At 59.1% G+C, this 19818-nt stretch carries 13 protein-coding genes; 6 read left to right on the plus strand and 7 right to left on the minus strand.

Going from position 1 to position 19818, the window contains the following annotated elements; all coding sequences use genetic code 11:
- Positions 1-660: 660 nt before the first annotated feature.
- Together HMPREF1257_RS05090 and HMPREF1257_RS05095 are read right to left on the minus strand one after the other, a co-directional pair.
- Positions 661-4434: a multifunctional oxoglutarate decarboxylase/oxoglutarate dehydrogenase thiamine pyrophosphate-binding subunit/dihydrolipoyllysine-residue succinyltransferase subunit gene (locus tag HMPREF1257_RS05090; protein ID WP_034659277.1), complete on the minus strand. Its 3774-nt coding sequence runs from the start codon at positions 4432-4434 to the stop codon at positions 661-663.
- A 145-nt stretch (positions 4435-4579) separates the two neighbouring features.
- The gene (locus tag HMPREF1257_RS05095; protein ID WP_023026294.1) at positions 4580-5317 is read right to left on the minus strand and encodes a hypothetical protein; all 738 of its coding nucleotides are present in this window, start codon (positions 5315-5317) and stop codon (positions 4580-4582) included.
- A gap of 143 nt (positions 5318-5460) precedes the next feature.
- Here HMPREF1257_RS05095 and HMPREF1257_RS05100 point away from each other — a divergent pair, with 143 nt between their 5' ends.
- Together HMPREF1257_RS05100 and HMPREF1257_RS05105 are read left to right on the plus strand one after the other, a co-directional pair.
- Entirely contained in the window at positions 5461-7164 is a 1704-nt protein-coding gene (locus HMPREF1257_RS05100) for a carboxylesterase/lipase family protein (RefSeq protein ID WP_034659275.1), read from the plus strand.
- A gap of 82 nt (positions 7165-7246) precedes the next feature.
- Positions 7247-8101, plus strand: a complete 855-nt coding sequence (locus HMPREF1257_RS05105; RefSeq protein WP_023026296.1) for a hypothetical protein — start codon at positions 7247-7249, stop codon at positions 8099-8101.
- A gap of 3 nt (positions 8102-8104) precedes the next feature.
- Here HMPREF1257_RS05105 and HMPREF1257_RS05110 read toward each other — a convergent pair whose 3' ends face one another.
- The gene (locus tag HMPREF1257_RS05110) at positions 8105-8617 is read right to left on the minus strand and encodes a hypothetical protein (RefSeq protein WP_034659273.1); all 513 of its coding nucleotides are present in this window, start codon (positions 8615-8617) and stop codon (positions 8105-8107) included.
- A gap of 112 nt (positions 8618-8729) precedes the next feature.
- Here HMPREF1257_RS05110 and HMPREF1257_RS05115 point away from each other — a divergent pair, with 112 nt between their 5' ends.
- Positions 8730-9965 (plus strand): MFS transporter, encoded by a 1236-nt coding sequence (locus HMPREF1257_RS05115; protein ID WP_023026298.1) that lies wholly within the window; start codon positions 8730-8732, stop codon positions 9963-9965.
- Positions 9966-10060: 95 nt separating this feature from the next.
- Here the strand turns inward: HMPREF1257_RS05115 and HMPREF1257_RS05120 are convergent, their stop codons facing one another.
- The 3 genes from HMPREF1257_RS05120 to HMPREF1257_RS05130 all read right to left on the minus strand — a co-directional run bounded on the left by HMPREF1257_RS05120 (position 10061) and on the right by HMPREF1257_RS05130 (position 14968).
- Positions 10061-11353 (minus strand): Nramp family divalent metal transporter, encoded by a 1293-nt coding sequence (locus HMPREF1257_RS05120; RefSeq protein WP_023026299.1) that lies wholly within the window; start codon positions 11351-11353, stop codon positions 10061-10063.
- 93 nt (positions 11354-11446) lie between these two features.
- Positions 11447-14569: a DUF3427 domain-containing protein gene (locus HMPREF1257_RS05125; protein ID WP_023026300.1), complete on the minus strand. Its 3123-nt coding sequence runs from the start codon at positions 14567-14569 to the stop codon at positions 11447-11449.
- 12 nt (positions 14570-14581) lie between these two features.
- On the minus strand, positions 14582-14968 hold the full coding sequence (locus HMPREF1257_RS05130) for a (deoxy)nucleoside triphosphate pyrophosphohydrolase (protein WP_023026301.1): 387 nt from the start codon (positions 14966-14968) through the stop codon (positions 14582-14584).
- A 127-nt stretch (positions 14969-15095) separates the two neighbouring features.
- Here HMPREF1257_RS05130 and HMPREF1257_RS05135 point away from each other — a divergent pair, with 127 nt between their 5' ends.
- Positions 15096-16442, plus strand: coding sequence for a YjiH family protein (locus tag HMPREF1257_RS05135; RefSeq protein ID WP_023026302.1), 1347 nt, complete (start codon positions 15096-15098; stop codon positions 16440-16442).
- Positions 16443-16445: 3 nt separating this feature from the next.
- Here HMPREF1257_RS05135 and hutG read toward each other — a convergent pair whose 3' ends face one another.
- Positions 16446-17384: a formimidoylglutamase gene (hutG, locus tag HMPREF1257_RS05140; RefSeq protein WP_023026303.1), complete on the minus strand. Its 939-nt coding sequence runs from the start codon at positions 17382-17384 to the stop codon at positions 16446-16448.
- Positions 17385-17446: 62 nt separating this feature from the next.
- Between hutG and HMPREF1257_RS05145 the strand changes: the two genes are divergently transcribed.
- Together HMPREF1257_RS05145 and hutH are read left to right on the plus strand one after the other, a co-directional pair.
- Positions 17447-18190, plus strand: a complete 744-nt coding sequence (locus tag HMPREF1257_RS05145; protein WP_023026304.1) for an IclR family transcriptional regulator — start codon at positions 17447-17449, stop codon at positions 18188-18190.
- A 74-nt stretch (positions 18191-18264) separates the two neighbouring features.
- Positions 18265-19818, plus strand: coding sequence for a histidine ammonia-lyase (gene hutH, locus HMPREF1257_RS05150; RefSeq protein WP_023026305.1), 1554 nt, complete (start codon positions 18265-18267; stop codon positions 19816-19818).

The raw sequence follows: 19818 nt of genomic DNA on the forward strand, positions 1-19818 counted from the left end.
GGGCCTAAACGACAGGATGTGTTGGTGAAGTTATATGTTTAGCCAGTCTGGCCTGCTGGTATTAGGATTATTTCACTTATCCGGAGGGATAACGCAGTCTCGGGCCTGAAATACCACCGGGGGCGTGCTGATGTGCTAGGCGCCGAGGTTCACGATGAATGGATGAGTAAGAATCATCCTCGATGCCCCGTCTGTAGCAGGGCGTGCACCAAAATACGGGACTACAAGCATCAATCCGCCAGCGATGGCGATGGAACGCCTGTAAAGCCACTGTCACTCGCGCTAGAGGCTGAGCCAGGAAAGTGGACGCATCAGAGGCCAGGCCTTAGCCAAAGCACACACCCTAGCCAGCCAAGAAACGCAAGCCACCAGCGGCCGTGAATACGGCCGACCAGCAACTTTCGACAGTGCCTATAACCACTCTATGGGAATACGCAAAGGCCACATGCCCTAAACCACGCAGTCCACCAACACAAAATGTCGTTTAACCCGACACGCCGGAAAACAACACATTTTGTCGTTTAACCCAAGAAACGCGAGGCGAAGGCAACAGCGCCCATGCAATAGCAGTAAGCATGAAAATGCCCCAGTGAGGAAATAACCTCACTGGGGCATTCAGCGCTGTAGCGCGCTAGGTGCTGCTTCGGCGATTAAAAGCGATTACACGTCGAAGGCCTCTTCAAGCAGGTTCTTCTGCTCAATCTGGTGCACCTTGGCGTTACCCGTAGCCGTAGAGGACTGGGCGCGGCGGGAGACGCGAACCATTTCCGGCATATCCGGAATGAGCTCGCGCAGGTGCTCGTTGTAGAACGGCCATGGGCCCTGGTTGGCGGGCTCGTCCTGCACGAACCGGACCTGGGTGGCATTCGGGTACATCTTGAATGCCTCGCTCAGGCGATTGAACGGAATCGGGTGGAGCATTTCCACGCGGACGATGGCGATGTCATCGCGGCCGTCGGCCTCGCGCTTCTTTTCCAAGTCCCAGTAGAGCTTGCCGGAGACCAGCATGATGGTCTTGACCTTGTCCGTGTCGCCGACCTCCTTGTTATTGACGTCCACGTAGTGGGGGTCATTGATAACGGAGCGGAACTTCTTGACCTCGGTGAACTCCTCAACGGAGGAGGTGGCGGCCTTGTTGCGCAGCATGGACTTCGGGGTGAAGACGACCAGCGGGCGCTTCATCTCGCCCAAAGCCTGGCGGCGCAGCAAGTGGAAGTGGTTAGCCGGGGTGGACGGCTGGGCCACGGTCATGGAACCTTCCGCACACAGCTGCAGGTAGCGCTCGATGCGGGCGGAGGAGTGGTCCGGGCCCTGGCCCTCGTAGCCGTGCGGCAGGAGGAGAACCAGGCTGGACAGTTGGCCCCACTTGGCCTCACCGGAAGAGAGGTACTCATCGATGATGGTCTGGGCACCGTTGGCGAAGTCACCGAACTGAGCCTCCCACGCCACGAGGGCGTCGGGGTTACCCACGGTGTAGCCGTATTCGAAGCCCATGCCGGCGAACTCGGTCAGCGCGGAGTTGTAGACCATGAACTTGCCGCCGTTGTCCTTGGACACTGCCAGGGAGTTGAGCGGGTTGTACTCGTTGCTATTGCGGGGGTCGAAGGTCACGGCGTGGCGCTGGGTGAAGGTACCGCGGCGGGAATCCTCACCGGCCAGGCGCACGACCTTGCCCTGGTTAGCCAGGGAACCGAAAGCGAGTAGCTCGCCCCAGCCCCAGTCGATGCCGCCTTCGCGGACAGACTTCGCACGGTCCTTGGCCACCTTGGCCACGCGCTTGTGGTACTCGAAGTCCTCGGGTGGGTTGCCGTAGGCATCGCCAAGCTCGACCATCTCTTCAGCGGTGATGGAGGTATCCAGACCGTGGGTGAGCTCCTGCGAGGAGGTAATACCGGTCTGTTCCTTCGGGCCGGCCTTTTCGGCTTCCTTGTGCTCGGTGAACACGGACTCCATCTGATCGTGGAAGTCGCGTGCGGCTGCCTCGGCGTCCTCGGCAGACAGGTCGCCACGGCCAATGAGCTCGTTGGTGTAGTGCTCGCGCACCGGCTCGTGGTTCTCAATGACCGAGTACAGCTGCGGCTGGGTCATGGATGGGTCATCGGCCTCATTGTGGCCACGCAGGCGGTAGACCACGAGGTCAATGAAGACGTCCTTGCCAAACTGGCGGCGGTATTCTGCGGCCATCTGGCCAACCCAGACAACGGCCTCTGGGTCATCACCATTGACGTGGAAGACCGGGCAGTCAAAGCCCTTGGCCAAGTCGGTGACGTAGTGGGTGGAACGGCCGGAATCCGGGGTGGTGGTAAAACCGACCTGGTTGTTGACCACGATGTGGATGGTGCCGCCGTTGGTAAAGCCACGCAGCTGGGAGAGGTTGATGGTCTCCTGCACGACGCCGAGGCCGGTGAAGGATGCATCGCCGTGGAGCATGACGGGAACGACGGAGTAGCCGTCCTTGCCCTTGTCCAAGATGTCTTGCTTGGCGCGGGCGATGCCCTCCATGACTGGGTCCACAGCCTCAAGGTGGGACGGGTTGGCGGCAAGGGTGACCTTGATTTCGCCATCGCCGAACATCTGCAGGTGCTCGCCCTCGGAGCCCAAGTGGTACTTCACGTCGCCAGAGCCGCCGAGCTGGCCGCCCTTGTAGTTGCCGTCGAACTCGCCGAAGATATCTGCCAGCGGCTTGCCAACGATGTTGAACAGCACGTTCAAGCGGCCGCGGTGCGGCATGCCCATGACGACCTCGTCGAGGCCCTGGCCCGCAGCCGTATCGATGATGGAATCCAGCAGCGGGATAAGGGTCTCGGCGCCCTCAAGGGAGAAGCGCTTCTGGCCCACGTACTTGGTCTGCAGGAAGTTCTCGAATGCCTCGGCGGCGTTGACCTTCTGCAGGATGTACTTCTGCTCGGCATTGGTCGGCTTAGGCATGCCGGCCTCGAGGCGGTCCTGCATCCAGCTGCGCTCGTCGCGGTCCAGGATGTGGGTGTATTCGGAGCCGACCTTCAGGGTATAGGCGGCGCGCAGGCGGGAAAGTACCTCGCGCAAGGTCATCTGTTCCTTGCCGCCAAAGCCACCGACGTTGAAGACGCGGTCCAGATCCCAGATGGTCAGGCCGTGCGTAGCGATGTCGAGGTCGCGGTGATCCGGGCTAGGCAGGCCGGGCTGGGACCAGCCGAGCGGGTTGACATCGGCAAGCAAGTGCCCGCGGGAGCGGTAGGACTCGATGAGCTGCATGACGCGGGTGTTCTTGTCCACGCCGGAGTTGGGGATGTCCTGTGCCCAGCGGAAGGGCTCATAAGGAACGCCCATGGACTCGAAGAGCTCGTCCCAGAAGGCGTCATCAACAATGAGCTGGCCGATGGTGCGCAGGAACTCGCCGGACTCTGCACCCTGGATGACGCGGTGGTCATAGGTGGAGGTCAAGGTGACCAGACGGCCGACGCCTAGGTCAGCCAAGCGGTCAGCGGAAGCGCCGGCGAATTCTGCCGGGTAATCCATGGAACCAACGCCGATAATGGAGCCTGCGCCCTTGGTCAGGCGAGCAATGGAGTGGCGGGTGCCGATGCCGCCCGGGTTGGTCAGGTTAATGGTGACCCCAGAGAAGTCATCCATGGTGAGCTTATTCTTACGGGAACGGGTAACGATGTCCTCGTAAGCCTCAATGAACTCGGCGAAGGACTTGGTCTCGCACTCCTTGATGGCGGCGACCACGAGGGCGCGGGAGCCATCCTTCTGCGGGAGGTCAATGGCAAGGCCCAAGTTGATGTGCTCAGGCTGGACGACGAAGGGCTTGCCGTCCTTTTCCTCGTAGCGCACGTTCATTCCAGGATGCAGCTGCACGGCCTTGACCATGGCGTAGCCAATAATGTGGGTAAAGGAGATCTTGCCACCGCGGGTGCGCTTCAGGTGGTCATTGATCATGGAGCGGTTTTCCCACATGAGCTTGACCGGCATGTCGCGCACGGTGGTAGCGGTAGGAATCTCGAGGGATTCTTCCATGTTCTTAGCAATCGCCTTGAACATGCCCTTGAGCTGGCGCTCGTCGCCGCCCTTATAATCTTCTAGGTTATCCAGCGGAGACTGCGCATTCTTGCCTGCAGAATGCTTTGCCTTCGCGGATTTTTCGTTGGCCTTAGATACGGACTCTTTCACGTTGGTATCGCGGGCCTCTTGCTTGCGGGCGGTGGTGGTGCCTTCGGTCTTCTTGGCCGAGGTCGTGGACTCTGCCTTTGCCTTCTTTGGCTGTGGCTTAGATGCTTTAGAAGGAGACTCAGCTTCTGGCTGCGCCTTGGGCGCGCCGTTTGCTTCGAAATAGTCGCGCCACTCCTTGTCTACGGAGCTAGGATCCTTGGAGTACTGCTGGAACTGCTCGTCTATCAGCCACGCATTCGGGCCGAAGATGCTCGATGTGCTCACGGCAGGTTTTCGCCTCATTTCTCTGCTTTAAAATGGTCGTTTATTCGACTTTAGTCCGGACTTTGTACGAGCGCATATCTCACCCGCCAAAGTGTCTGCCTATATGATACGGGCCAATCCCTCACCTTCACTATGTCAGGGGTACTGAATTCGCTCTAAACGATCACTGGGTACCCGTCTCAGTGTGGGAAAGAGGGGAGAGCTGCTGGCGGGCGTGTTCGATGACCTGATTGGCCAGCTTGCGATTGGCCTTCGTGCCAATGACCGCGCCAATGCCCATAGGCATGAGCTTGCCCACCCAGGCCCACTTCATGCGCTTGGTGATCTGCTTGGTAAATACCTTGGTCAGGCGTCCATTGATGCCAGATAGGGTGGGCCCAGAAAACCGGGAGAGGGAGGCTACGGAACGCGCCCCCGTGACCGTGCCGAGGTCACCAACGAAGGTATCGACAACTGCCGAGCCCTTCGAGCCCGTTAACACCACCAGTACTAAGGCGCGGCGGCGCTCGGGAGAGGAAATATCTTCGCCGCGCAGGTACGCGGACGCCAGGATGTACCACGCGGCGGCCTCAAGAAAGACTACGGATTCCGCTCCAATGGTGGCAGCGCCCGTAAATAGCCCGATGCCGGGGAGGGATGCGGAGGCACCAGCGGCCGCGCCCGTGCCGGTAGTGATATTGATGAAGTGCTTGTTAATAAAGCCCTGCAACTCTTGGTAAGTGGCTTCTGGGTGGTGCTTCTTTAGGTTCTTGACGTACTTGGAAATAACACCAGATTGCACGGATACGGCGCGGTCCAGGGAGTTCAGCAGCGCCTTGGTAAAGCGGCTGCTGTGTTCCGGATCGATATCATATGTGTCAGTAGCTGCGTCATCTGGGGCGGACTTTTTAAATATGGACATGCCTTCTCCCACACCAATCCTTAATTTGTTGGGGCAGTAGTATTAATTGATTTTTACCCAGCATAGCCCTGACCTTGAAAGGAGGGGGCGGCCATGTGCGATTCGGATCGCAGCCGGCGTGCAATCTACCTAAGGTAGGGAGTATGCCTTACCCGCAGGATGGTCAACGCGACAGTGGGGACTCTTATTCCGAAGAGTCCACCGCCGCCGCGCGCCTGCGGGCCATGCGCGCACACGAGCGCGCCCGTCAGGCCCACGAGCGGGCACAGAATGCCTACGCGGATGAGCTCACCGTACGCACGACTTCCGGCTGGGTGCGTGGGGTCATCGAAGAAGACCTTAGGGTAGATCGCCCCATTAGCGCCGGGCCGGTGCGCACGTGGCGCGGCATTCCCTTCGGTGCCTCCACGGCCGGCGACAATCGCTTCCGTGCACCACGGCCGGCACCGCGCTGGGACGGGGTGCGCGACTGCAGCCAATTCGGGCCAATCGCCCCACAACCGACGTACTCCTGGACCGACCGCATCGTCGGCTCCGAGGACTGCCTGTACCTAGACATCGTGCGCCCGCGCACGGAGGAAAAGCTGCCCGTCGTGGTGTACCTGCACGGCGGCAGCTTCATCATGGGCTCATCCCACATGCTTATGCTGCGCGGGTTTGAGCTCGCCACCCGCATGAACGTGGTCTATGTTTCCATCAACTTCCGCCTCAACGCCCTGGGGTATCTGGACCTGCGCAGCCTAGGCGGTGAGTGCAGCGCCAACCCCGCTGTGGCGGATCAGATTCTGGCCCTTAACTGGGTGCGGGACAACATCGCTGCCTTTGGCGGCGACCCAGACTCCGTCACCCTCATGGGCGAATCCGCGGGTGGTGCCGCGGTGCTGGCGCTCATGACCAGCCCGCCGGCCGAGGGGCTCTTCCACCGCGCCATTGCCCAATCCCCACCCATCGCGCTGGTGCATTCCCGCGCCCAATCCACTTTGTGGGCCCGCGAACTCGCGCGCCGAGTGGGCCTGCCGCGTCGGGTGAGCGTGGACGATCTGCGCCAGGAAGACTGTGCCGATGTGGTGCGCTCTGGCCAATCCATGATGTGGCGCGCCGGCGAGCTACTGCACTTAAACTCCTGCTACGCGCCCACGGTGGACGGCGAGCTTCTACCCGAGCACCCCATCACCGCCTTCGAGCAGGGCCATCAGCACAAAATCCCGCTGCTGATTGGTACGAATTCGGATGAAGCCAGCTTTGGCAAGTTCCTCTTTCAGCGCCCTAGCGCCCGGGAGCGCGCTGCGTTGCGGCTCTTGGCCTCCTACGATCCCCATCACGCCCCTGAGGTCGTCGCCGCCTATCGCGGTGCGGTCCGCCGGGAGGACTTTGCGCACTTGCTTGCCGATGCCCTCTTCTGGGCACCCTCCACCCGCATCGCCAGCGCCCACTCTGAAGTAGCCGATACCTGGATGTACCGCTTCGACTTCGCCTCTGCCGTCTTGAAGTGGCTGGGCTTAGGTGCCATGCACTCGATGGAGTTGGGCAATGTCTTTGGCGATCCCCAATCCTCGCGTGCCTCCCTGTTAACCGGCTGGGGCTCACGGGCCGAGATGGAGGAATTGACCTCCACCATGCAGTATCACTGGGCCGCGTTCATCCACGGCGGCAGCCCGAAAGCGCAGTGGCCGCGCTATGACGTCGGGGAGCGGGCGACCATGATCTTTGATGAACAGGCCTATATCGTGCACGCCCCCAATGACGGTCGCCGCAAAGCGTGGGAGGATTACCACATGGTGGAGTGGGGAAGCGGGCGCCCAGAGCTGGTGCGCTCCCTTGGTTTTCAACCACACCGGCGGGATTAGCGGTAGAATCCAGAGTGACCGCGGGCGGCGTCTTGCCCACCGCGGGGACCTCTGCTTCCGAAGGATGGATTTTTAAACCACCATGAGCTTTTTCGAAGATATCGCTTCCGCATTGGACGCCGAGGGCATCGAGTCCCGCGTCAACGAAGACGTCATGTTCGTTCCAATCACCTCTGATTTGGAAATCCAGTTTGTTGAAATCGATCCTCTCTTGCCGGCGGCCAACGTGTACATCGCTGCCGCGGATGTGGATGAAGACGATGAAGAATTCGAGGCCGTCCTGGTCTCCGTCGCCTTTTCCGTCGACGACGCCGTAGAGGCCGTTTCCCGCCACATCGCCACCGACCAAGTTGTCACTGTCTTGCGAGACCTCTTGGAAGGCACCGATGAGCGCATCGCGGAATTGGAGTTTGACCAGGATGAACTCAACCCGCACCTGGTGGTAGCGGAAGTAGGAAACGATTCTGAGCTGCGCGTATTAGTAGAAACCATCGACGGCGTGCCCTCTGCCATCGTGCGCTTCTTGGCCTTCGACTTCGATGAAGAAGACATTGAAGAGCTCGAGGATGAGGCCGTCACGGAGCTGTGGCAGGTGGACGAGGAAGGCGAGGACCTCGATGAAAACGAGCGCCTTGCCCTCTTTGACAACACTGACTCCGATGACATCCCCATCGTGGAAGTCCCCGCTGAGGCCCTGGAACTAGGCACCTACACCGATTTCGACCGCCTCTTTGACGTGCTCGGATTGGTCTCGGAACAAGCCCTTGATTGGGAGGCCCAGCTCGTCAACTTCGATGAGGATGACTTCGAGGAACCAGACGTCTACGACATTTTCTGCGAAGATGCCGATGATGACGAGGACGAGGACCTTGAGTTCTTCGACACCTTTACCGAAGACGACGACGCTGACGCTGACGACGAAGGCGACAATAACTAAGCCCTAGGCCGCTTGTTGGAATCCCGCGAAAAGGGATTCCGGCGAGTGCACGGGGTGGAAAGCGCTATCGACGAGCCATACGTAGGTGGCATTTGGCCCGCGGGAGATTTCGTGAACGGCGCCAGCTAACTCAGCAGGGACAAGCGTGCGTATCCACCCTTCCGCCGTGGCGGGGTCGACCACCTGCCCAAAGTTATCGGTGATCCGAATGGTGATGAGGTAGGCGGGGATGCGGCTTTCACCGAACCCACGGATCCGCGCCTTTACACGCGCCCCCACGCGGTGGCGCGTAATGCTCATGCTGTAGTCCGCGCCGCCTGGTGTGGATGGCAGCTGTTTTATGGGCGGGCGCCACGTCGGGGTGGGCCGAGCCAAGGACCGTGGGTGGTGCATGATGGCAGAAATAGAGCTGACGGTCTCATAGTGGTGGTAGGCCAAGTCAGCGGCGATTTCCGTAGCCGTGGCATTGGGTTGACTGGGGACTGTGTGCGAATAGTTCTTATCTACGTTGTGCATGGCACTCACTCTAAACCGCAGGGCTGACACGAGTTCGAATAATTCAAACATGAGTGCGAACAAGTGGGCTAAATAGCTTTCAGACCTTCAAAGGCATAAGGTTGCACGTGCTATGAAGAGTGCTAATGCCGAACCGGCGCCCTACGAAAAGCCCAAGGTGCCGCGGGAAATCTGGGTAATGGTAACGGCGGCGTTTATTATCGCCTTAGGTTATGGCCTGATCGCCCCGCTTTTGCCGCAGTTCGTGGTCAGCTTCGATGTATCGATGGCCGCCGCTGGCCTCGTGGTCTCCATCTTCGCAGCCTCCCGGCTAATCTTCGCGCCCGTGTCTGGTTCATTGGTGGACCGCGTTGGCTCGCGCCGCGTCTACCTGGTGGGCCTGATGACCGTTGCCGTGACTACGGGCTTGGTCGCCATCGCGCAGGAGTATTGGCACATCGTTGTGCTGCGCGCCCTGGCAGGTCTTGGCTCGACCATGTTTACCGTCTCCGCGATGGGGCTTATCGTGCGCCTGTCTCCACCATCGATTCGCGGTGAGTGCTCTGCCACCTATGCCACGGCATTCCTGCTGGGCAATGTCGCCGGGCCGGTTCTCGGCGCCAGCCTGTCCTTCCTGGGCTTTCGCTGGCCATTTTTCATCTACGGCATCGGCGTGATGCTTGCTGCTTTCGTTGTCTGGTGGCAAATGCCGCGAATTAACCACGCCCAAACCACCACTTCGGAGCTGCCGCCTATGCGCCTGCAAGAGGCTTGGGGCGATACCGCGTTCCGCGCGGTGCTGACCTCCAACTTCGCCCACGGCTGGATCAATATGGGCGTGCGCGTGTCCGTCCTGCCGCTTTTCGCCGCCGCAATTTTCCACAATGGCGCCGCAGCCTCGGGCCTAGCCCTCGCGGCCTTCGCCGCAGGCAATGCGATTATCCTCCAATTCTCCGGCCGGTGGTCCGATCTCCACGGCCGCAAGCCGCTTATCCTGATTGGCTTGGTGGGCTCCGCAATCTTCATGGTGCTCATGGGCCTGGCCACCAGCGTGTGGTTCCTCTTGCTCGTATCCGCGCTTGCGGGCGCAGCGTCTGGCCTTATCAATCCTTCCCAGACCGCCGCGGTGGCAGACATCGTGGGTAACGAGCGCTCTGGCGGCAAGGTATTGTCCGCCTTCCAGATGGCAGGAGACTTCGGCCAGATCGTGGGCCCCATGCTCATCGGGCTGCTTGCCGATGTCTATGGCTTCTCCACAGCCTTCACGGTCTGCGGTGCCATCGCCATTTTCGGCATCATCGCCTGGCTCTTCGGCCGCGAGCCGCGCGAAGAGTCCAAGGTGCAAGTAGAGCGGATGCCGAAAAAATAGTTGACGGCAACCGCTGAGGGCCGGTGCATCCCGCTCCACGAGGTCGAGAGCCTAAGGGTAATTGGCGCGTACCTCGAAGATTACGAGCAACAAAGTTAGAAGAGCCCGGCAACCTGGGACACGCACAGGTAGACAAAGGCTGCCGAAATGATGCCCATCAAGGTGTTGATGAACCAACCATTGCGCCATTCTTTCGGGGTGTGCTTGGTATTAAGCAGTACCAAGAGCGTAAGGCCCAGGAAGGGCATGAAGAATGCGCCCAGAACGCCGTAGCCAATGATCAATCCGGTGGGCTTGCCCAGCAGTAGGAGAAGCATTGGTGGGAAGGTCAACCAGATGAGGTAAGCACGGTAGTACTTACCGCCCGTGCTGGTGCTGGGGTGGCCCTGTGGGAGGTTCTTCAGGTGGCCGACATAGTCAGCGAACATGAGGGATACACCGTTCCACACGCCCAGGCAGGAAGAGAATGCCGCAGAGAAGAATCCAACGATGAACCATTTAGAAATAAAGGCTCCGTAGCGGGCCTCCAGCACGTCCGCCATGTCCACCAGGCCCTGGTCATTATCGGAGACCGCGACATTAGCGCTGTACAAGAGCTCGGCACCAAGGACAAGTGTAGCCAGCACGAAGATACCGGTGACGGCATAGGCCACCGAGTTATCCATGCGCATGACCTTCATCCATTTGGGCGTGAACCACTTCTTTTCGCGCAGCCAGTAGCCGTAGGCGGCAAGGGTAATGGTGCCGCCGACACCGCCGGCGATGGAGAGCACGTAAACGAATGACCCATCCGGGATGGTGGGGACAAGGCCGCGCAGAATCTCAGGCAAATTAGGCGCGGTAATTGCGGCGATGCCCACCACGGTGACGAACATGATGCCAACCAAGACGGCAGCAAGCTTCTCAAAGAGTTGGTATTGACCCAGCCACGTAAGCGCAAAGCACAACACACCAGTGAGGATGGCCCACATGGTCAAGTTCGTGCCGGGGAAGAGTGCGCTTAATGCCAAACCTGTGCCGGACATGGCCGCGGCGCCATAGACCAATCCCCAGATAACGATGTACGGCGCGAAGTACCACGAAGTCCAGCGTCCTAGCTCCCGCCAGCCGTGGAACATGGTGTTCCCGGTGGCCAAGCTGTAGCGGCCGACGCCCTCCACCAGTACGATTTTCATAATCGTACCGACGATGACGGCCCACAACAGTGCGTAACCGTAGCGCTGGCCAGCAATCATGGTTGCCACCAGGTCAGCGGCCCCGACGCCGGTGGCTGCGGCAACCAAACCCGGACCAACGAGGGTCCATTTCACCTTTGCTTGTGGCTCAGAGTTGTGTGTCTGTTGGCCTTCGGCGGATGTTGCGCCGGTGTGGTTATCTGATTGGCTCATGACACTTCCTTAAGTGGCTGTGGTGCGAATCACTTAAAGGAAATGTATCACTATTGACCGGTAGAGTGCAGCAGAATTATTCAATCACGCGTGCTAAGCGACGGTCCGACCAGCAGCGTACAGCGCCTTTGGCATGGTTCTTTGGAGCTTCCATTGAAACTGAATGGGCTTTTCACCGTGGTGGGAAACATAATCCACAGCGCCTAAAAATGTATAGGCGCTCGCGGTGCCCACTGAGTTCTTCTTAGTGAAGCGGGATGCGACAAGAATCTTCCCGCCGAGCTCCTCGTGCTGAATATAACGGCGTGCGGCCTTCGATTTTAACGTTGTAGTAGATTGCGATTCCCAGTGGAGTAGATCCGGTGAAATCGGGTAATCACGGTAATTCGTGGTAGCGCTCACCTGATCGTCTTTCTGGAAGGTCACCAAGAACAAGTCCATGTTCATATCAGGGAAGTATTTCACTCCCTCGCGCGGAAGGCTTACCAGTTTTTCTAGTTCGCCTGTTTGCAAGGCACCGACTAACTCTGCCAGTGAGTAATCGGCGTGGGTTTCTAGAACAGTGTCCTCGCTTGGCTGCGGGATAATGCGCGAAGCATCGTTTTGTAGGCGCATGATCTGTTCGAGTTCCCAAATAACTCGTGGGTGCTCTCGCAATATTGCCAGTGCCTCGTCAAAAGATGACGGGCTGGGTGCATTGGAATTAGCCCAAAATCCCAAGACCAGCATCCGTGCGAAGGCTTGATCTGTGGGCGTCATATCGCTGAATTGCGAGTTATTGGATTTTAAGATTCGAAGATAGGCTTCAATGCGCGTTGCATCATTGACATGGAGGAAAACTTTAATCCGATTGAGTAAGAAGTTTTCCATCTCATCGTCACGTGGCTCGAGGAGGTTTTCCTCCCACAGAAGACGGCTCCACGAGTACTTATGCGTCCGGTAAATATCCTCCAATTCGAGGTTTGCCTCGTCAAGGAACTTTTTGAGATCGGTAGTTCGTATTTCCGCTACCAGTGCACGCACTTTCCGCAAATTGCTGCGTGCCGTCTTTTTAACGTTGCTGAGGACCTGTTCCGTCGTCGACTGATCGAATTGGATGTGCGTTCCCGGTGGCGTGGTGGGAAAGCCCTGCTCTATTTCGGTGAGTAATCGTTTGCCACGTTTTCTCGTTAGCGCGTTGAATTTACGCTCAAAATCGTATTCAACATGTTGTTGGCCAATGAAATCGAATACGGTACAAGAATCTTTGCCGGGAGCAAGGCGAAGACCGCGGCCGAGTTGTTGTAGGAAGATAACCGGGCTTTGTGTCGGCCGGAGTAGGAGCAGCGTATTAACCGCAGGAATGTCGACGCCCTCATTGAAAATATCAACGGAGAAGAGAGCCTTAATGGCGCCGGTTTCTAATTGTTTAATGGCTTCCGCGCGTTCAGAGGAAGTCAGTTTACTCGTCACCGCTTGAGCTGGAATGCCAAAATGCTGAAATTGCTGCGCCATATACTCTGCGTGGGCGATGGAAACACAAAAGCCGATCGCCTTCATCTCAGAAAGATCGAAAATCCGTTTGTCCAGTTCATTCAGAATAAATCGTGTCCGCTTTTCGCCAGACTTGATATAGAACTCTGATAACTCGGTGGTGTTGTAATCCTTCTTTCCTCTGTTCCACGTGAGTGAGGAAAGATCCGTGCCGTCTGCGATTCCGTAATAGTGCATGGGGACCAACAGTTGCAGGCGCAAGGCATCCCAGAGGCGTAGTTCATGGGCAATGCGGTAGTCGAAATACTGTTGGACATTTTTGCCATCGCCGCGCTCAGGCGTTGCGGTCAGTCCGAGCAATTCGTCTGGTTCAAAATGACTTAGAAGTGCGTTATAGGTTGGTGCTTCGGCATGGTGAAATTCGTCGATGACCACGACATCGAATTGATCCGGCGCGAGCTTTTCCAATCGGGCGAAATTAAGTGACTGAACGCTCGCAAATACGAAGTCCCAGCGCCGTGGCTCGGTGCCATCGACAAGCAACTCACCAAAGTCGGCATCTTTTAGTACCTCGCGGTACGTACGTCGCGCTTGGTGAAGAATTTCCTTGCGGTGTGCGACGAACAGTAAGCGAGGCCGGCGCTTCCACTGCCGGCAAAGATTAAGGTAATCCAGGGCGGCGACCACGGTCTTGCCAGTGCCTGTGGCTGCAACGAGTAGGTTTTTGTGGCGATCCTTTACCTCACGTTCGGACCGCAGCGCCTCGAGCATTTCTTCTTGATAAGGATAAGGAGTAACTTCCAGGCCGGAAAGCTCTAATTGACGCAACGCTTGTGGGGACTCCGTGCCTTTGGCGATGTGCAGGGATTCCTGCAGGCGATCCATGTCACGCGCCGGATCAAAAGTTTTGAAGTGGCTATCGTGCCAGTAGCTGTCGAAGGTCTTAATAAACTTTTCAATGACCTCAGGTGTCGCCGTAGCAGAGCCGCGTACGTTCCACTCCCAGCCATCGATAAGAGCAGACCGCGAAAGGTTCGAGCTTCCAATAAAAGCAGTGTCGAAGCCAGAATTCCGGCGGAAGAGCCACGCTTTGGCGTGGAGGCGTGTGGATTTATGCTCATAACAAATCTTCACATCGGCGCGATATTTTTCTACCAGGCGTTTAAGCGCCGCCGCATCGGAAGCACCACAGTAAGTGGAGGTCAATAGGCGGAACGGAATCTGGTTGTCGCGCAGGTACTGTAGGTGCTGGTCAAGAACACTGATTCCGGAGCTTTTGATGAAGGCACACAGCAAGTCGACAGAATCAGCCGTCTTTATTTCCCGCTCAATCTCACTGGTCAAGCTGGCCTCGCCCTGGGCATTAGTAAAAAGCGCGCTCTTAGTCAGCGATACATCCGGTAGCAGCGGAGGTTCGGCTAAAGAAGTGTTGTAGACGGCGTAGAGGAGTTGCTCGGTATCAATATCTTCGTCCTCGCCAAGTAACCCAGCGATTGTATTGATAAGGGCTACTCGGTCTGCTGAGGATTTAAGCCCCATGAGGCGTTGCTCTAGTAAATCGCCGATGTGTTGAGACATGGCCGAGGTATAGCGCCCGCGAGCGCTATCATCTGTGCCGTTTCCTACCCCGAATCCCGCCGATGGGTGTCGACTTTGCGTTTCCTCCATTCGCTCACGGATGCGTGAGGTCACCGGGGTTTCGTAAACGCCGAAGGGGAGCGAGGAATCCAAGGAATGGCTCATAGCTACAAGATTCTAAGGGCAAAGTTTTTCGACGGCTGGAATATCCGCTGGCGCCCAGGTCAGTTCCATAGCTTCTGCGGGGGTAACCCACCTGGTTGCGTCATGATCGCTGAGGCGAAGTTCGCCGCTGATAAGCGTGCAATAAAAGGTGGTTAGTTCGATGGTGGCAAAGTCATATTCGTAGGTGGTCGTCGTGAGTTTGCTGCCTACGTGCGCGATGAGGTTGAGTTCCTCACGAATTTCGCGGGCTAAAGCCTGTTCGGGTGATTCTCCTGGTTCGATTTTTCCGCCTGGAAATTCCCAATGTCCTTCTAGGGGTTTTCCGGGCTTCTTGCGGCAGGCGAGGAATCGGTTGCCATCGTGAAAGACGGCACCGACGACGCGGATGGGGTTAGACATGGTTCCATTGTGCCTTGAGCCAGAAAACACTAGACAACAAGATGTAATTTAGCTAACATACTCGCAATGTTCGCGTCAGGCTGTCGCGCGGGCTTGATCATCATGCAAGCTTGAGGGGCGGTCTATCGTGACTTCTACTGATTCAGTTAATTCCTCCATCCAGAGCCATGACGGGGAAGTCCCGCGGCCTGGGGGACGGTGGAAACTCTTTGTTTATAGCGCCATTGGCGCGTTCGTGTTCTTCTTTCCTGTGACGTATAAGGAAAAGAACTCCATTCCTTTGGACCACATGGTTACCATCGTGCGCGATAGCATTCCGGCGGTGGTGCCGTGGCTAATTTTTGCGCTCGCAGTGTATGGAACGGTGCGTAGATTTAGTACTGGGGCGTATAAGGAAAGCGCGCTGCAGGCGGTCTTTGCGGTTCTCAATATCGCCGGTGCGGTCATATCCTTTCTCATGGTCATTGACGCGCTGCCGTGGGTTTTAGGCGATGAGGATTTGGTTCCCTTCTTGTGGAACTCCATTGCCACTCCGGTGGGTCTTATCGTGCCCATCGGCGGTACCTTCCTGGCATTTCTTATTGGCTTTGGGCTCCTGGAATTTGTTGGGGTGCTGATGCAGCCCATCATGCGCCCGCTGTGGAAGACGCCAGGGCGCTCCGCCATCGATGCGGTGGCATCCTTTGTCGGATCGTATTCGCTGGGTATTTTGGTCACGGACCGCGTCTATCAAAAGGGCGGTTATACCGGCAGGGAAGCTGCCGTTATTGCTACGGGGTTCTCCACGGTATCGGCAGCGTTTATGGTCATCGTGGCCAAGCAACTGGATTTGATGAATATCTGGGGGACGTACTTCGTCGTCACGCTGGTGGTGACGTTTTTGGTTACGGCCATTACCGTGCGCATCCCGCCGCTGCGGACGATTCCTGATGAATACTGTGAGGGTGCAGAGCCAGACCCGGAGAAGCCGGTGGAAGGATCGCGCTTTAAGAATGCGTGGCGCGAGGCGATGCTGGCTCTGCAGCGCGCGCCGTCGCTGCCGCAGGCCATTTGGGATAACCTGCGCGATGGCGTGCGCATGGCTGCGGCCATCGTGCCGTCCATCATGTCGGTGGGGCTTATTGGTTTGCTGCTTGCGCGGTTTACCCCGATCTTTGAATGGATTGGGTACCTGTTTTATCCGTTTGCTTGGATAGTGCAGCTGCCGGAGCCAACACTCGGCGGCAAGGCCGCGGCTATGGGCATTGCGGAGATGTTCCTGCCCGCCACCGCAGTGGCAGGCAGCGATTCCATGGTGCTGAAATTCGTCATCGGGGTCGTGGCGGTCTCTGCCATCATCTTCTTCTCGGCCCTGGTGCCGTGCATTTTGGCCACCAAGATTCCGGTGAAGCTATCCCACTTGGTCATCATCTGGTTTGAGCGCGTTGCTCTCACCATCGTGATTGCGACCCCGATTGCCCACCTCTTGTTCTGAGTCTTACTGCCCGCTTACCGCAGTGAGGTGAGCGTTAACGATGTCATCGATAAGCCGCGCCGCAGCCTTGGCGGTGCGGTTGTCTATGTCGAAGGTGGGGTTGAGCTCGACGACATCGACAAGTGCGAGCTTGCCCGTCGCCGCGATCGCGACCGCCAGGGCGCGGATGCGCTCGTAGGCAACGCCGAGGCTAGCCGGGGCCGATACGCCCGGCGCGGTGGAGGCGGGAAGCACATCCAAGTCGATGGATAGGTGCACCTTGTCCGCAGCGGCGGTGGCCTGGGTAGCGAGCGCGCCGCATTCGGCCGGGGTGAGGTTCACCAGCTCCTCATCCAGGGTGTAGTTAACGCCGAGCTTTTCGGCATCGTTGAAGAGCACCGCAGTGTTATTGGGGCGGGAAATACCGAAGACGGTGTAGTCAAAGTCATCGGTGAGCTGGGAAATCTGGGTAAAGGGCGTGCCGGAGGTGGCGTGGTCCGCGTGGCGGAGATCGAAGTGGGCGTCCAAGTTGATGATCGGGGTGGCACCGCGCGCGCGGAACAGGCCACGGTGGGAGCCGAAGGCGGTTTCGTGCCCGCCGCCCAAGATAATCGGCAGGGTAGCGCTGCGGACGAGTTCTTCGACCTTGTCAGATAGGGCCTCGTGTGCGCCGTCGAGATCATCGCCTTGGGTGGTGATGGTTCCGGCATCGGCAAGCGCGTGGCCGTGGTGGACCGCTAGGGAGCCAAGGGCTGTGCGCAGAGCGGCGGGGCCGGCGGCGGCACCCTGGCGGCCGCCATTGCGCAGCACGCCCTCATCGGAGGCAAACCCCAGCAGGGTTACGGGCGCGGATTCGGCCTGGTTGATGACGCTATGCCAGCGCGCGTGCTCGGCGCCGGGGCCATCGGAGCGGCCGGACCACTCGGGGGCGGGAGTAAAAAGTGGGGCTGATTCGGTATTCATAGTGCCGATACTAGAAGCGTGCGGTGAATTTGTCTGGCAGTAGCGGAATATAATTGGACGTTGTGAGTGCTAACCGAGTCCCCGCCGCGCGCCATGCCCTAGACATCCTCAAGCTGCTATCTACTATCGATGTCCCGATTTCCGCCGCCCGCATCCAAGGCGAGCTCGGCCTGCCGCGCTCGACCACGTACCACCTGCTCGCGGAAATGGTCGATGCCGGGTTCGTTGCCCACCTGCCCGAGCACAAGACCTACGGCCTGGGGCTGGCCGCGTACTCGATGGCCTCTGCGTATGTAACCCAGCAACCGCTGGTACGTATGGCCACGCGCGACCTGGAGGAATGCGCACGGCTCGTTGGTGGATCCGGGCATCTTTCGCGCATGGCGGGCTCGGAGATTTTATACCTGCAGGAAGTCCGCGCGCCGGGCGCTACCTCGTTGGTTACGGAGGTGGGGGTGCGCCTGCAGGCGCATAAGACGGCATCGGGCAGGGTGATGCTGGCACACCTGCCGGAATGGGAGGTCAAGGCCGCCTTCGATACCTCGGGCGGGGAAAACTTTGGTTTCCTCAAAGAGCAGCTGGACCTGGCCCGTGCGCGCGGGTGGGATCAGGAGGTGGAAGAAATCTCGCGGGGGCAGGCCTCGGTGGCGGTGCCCATCCTGGACCACCTGGAGCGGCCTGCGGCGGCCATTGCGGTGACCTATCCCGTGTCCACGCCGGCAGATAGGGTAGAGGCGCTCATTGCGGCGCTGCGCCAGGCCGCGGAGAAAGTTGCGGGAAAAATGTATCGCCAGCGCGAAAAGTGAGGTACCATGCGGGCTAGCGCGTTAGGCTGTGACGTGAGCTATATTTTGCTGCCCTAAAGACACTAGGAGTCATCATGCCTAATGCATACCCATCCACCGTTACCGTCGGCGTCGGAGCGCTGACCATTGAGGAAGTCGTTGCCGTTGCCCGCTATGGTGCCACGGTAGAAATCTCCGCCGAGGCCCTGGACGAGGTCGCCTCCACGCGCGACCGAGTCGAAGAACTGGCCCAGGATCCCACGCCGGTCTATGGAATCTCCACCGGCTTCGGCGCGCTTGCCCGCCGCCACATCCCAGAAGAGATGCGCGCGCAGCTGCAGCTATCCCTGGTGCGCTCCCACGCGGCCGGCACCGGCCCTGAGGTGGAAGAAGAAGTCATTCGCGCGCTCATGCTGCTGCGCCTATCCACCTTGTGCACCGGCCGTACTGGCGTGCGCCCCGTGGTAGTAGAAACCTACGCCAAGGCACTTAACGCCGGCATCGTGCCGGTGGTGCGCGAATACGGTTCCTTGGGCTGTTCCGGCGACTTGGCTCCGCTGGCCCACTGCGCCCTAGCGCTGCTGGGCGAGGGCGAGGTGCGCGTGGGCGGCGAGCTCAAGGACGCCGGCGAGGCCCTTGCCGCCGCAGGCATCGAGCCGCTGGAGCTGCGCGAAAAGGAGGGCCTTGCCCTTATCAACGGCACCGACGGCATGCTGGGTCAGCTTTGCCTGGCCATTACTGACCTGCACGCGGCCGCCAAGACCGCCGATATCGCCACCGCTATGACGGTAGAAGGCTTGCTTGGCACCCTCGTGGTCTTTGCCGACGACCTGCAACAGCTGCGCCCGCACCCCGGTCAGGCCGATTCCGCCGCCAATATCCGCCAGGTGGCGGACGGATCCGAGATTCTCGCCGCGGCGCTGGAGGAGTTCAAGAAGAACCAGGTCCAGGACGCCTACTCGGTGCGTTGCGCGCCGCAGGTGGCCGGCGGTTTCCGCGATACCTTGGCGCACACCGCGCAGGTAGCAGAGCGCGAGCTCGCCGCCGCCGTGGATAACCCGGTGGTGGCCAAGGACGGCCGCGTGGTCTCCAACGGCAACTTCCACGGCGCGCCGGTGGCCTATGCGCTCGATTTCCTTTCCATCGTCACCGCGGACCTGGCGTCCATTTCTGAACGCCGCACCGACCGCTTCCTGGATCCGGCCCGCAACCGCGGTTTGAACGCCTTTCTTGCCGATGACCCCGGTGTCGACTCCGGCCACATGATCGCCCAATACGCCCAGGCTGGCATCGTCAGCGAATTAAAGCGCCTGGCTACCCCGGCCTCGGCCGATTCCATTCCTTCTTCTGCCATGCAGGAAGACCACGTGTCCATGGGCTGGTCCGCCGCCCGCAAGCTGCGCAAGGCCGTCGATGGCCTGCAGCGCGTGCTCGCCGTGGAGATCCTCACCGCGGCGCGCGCCATCGACATGCGCGAGGGAACGCCCGCTGGCGGCACCGGCGCGGTCATCTCCGCCCTGCGCGAGACTGTTCCTGGCCCCGGCACCGACCGTTACCTGTCGCCGGAAATCGAGGAGACCGTGCGCTTGGTCAAGTCTGGCGCGCTGATCGATGCCGTCGAGGCCGCCACCGGAAAGCTGCGTGGTTAA

This window comes from Corynebacterium sp. KPL1814 (assembly GCF_000478175.1).
Classification (GTDB): domain Bacteria; phylum Actinomycetota; class Actinomycetes; order Mycobacteriales; family Mycobacteriaceae; genus Corynebacterium.